The following is a 409-nucleotide window of genomic DNA, read 5'->3' on the forward strand; positions in this document are numbered from 1 at the left end:
TCAAATCACAGGTGGTGTAATTCCAGGGCAAGTCACGGTAACCTACCACGAAACGCCAGAAGACGCTGATAACGATGTCAATCCATTGCCTGATAATTACACGAATATCAATGCGGATATGCAAACCATTTATGTGCGTGTGGAAAATGTCCTTACGGGATGTTTCAATGTCGTACCACTTGATTTAATCGTGAATGATGCACCTGAGATTGCTGCTTTAGATGCCGCTACTTTAGAAGAATGTGATACTGATACTGATGGTATTGCTCAGTTCGATTTAACGTTAAGTGAGGCTGATATTCTAAACGGAGAAGATCCACTAACACATCCAGTTCGGTATTACAATACACTGGCCAATGCCAATTTAGGTACTGGCGCAGGAGAAATCAATAATGTAAATGCCTACAGC

General features: G+C 41.8%; 1 protein-coding gene. It reads left to right on the top strand.

What is annotated here, in order from left to right; translation table 11 throughout:
• On the top strand, positions 1-409 hold a 409-nt coding region (locus tag AA089_RS25390), incomplete at both ends, for a hypothetical protein (protein WP_046759433.1).

It is taken from the genome of Kordia jejudonensis, from assembly GCF_001005315.1.
GTDB lineage: Bacteria > Bacteroidota > Bacteroidia > Flavobacteriales > Flavobacteriaceae > Kordia > Kordia jejudonensis.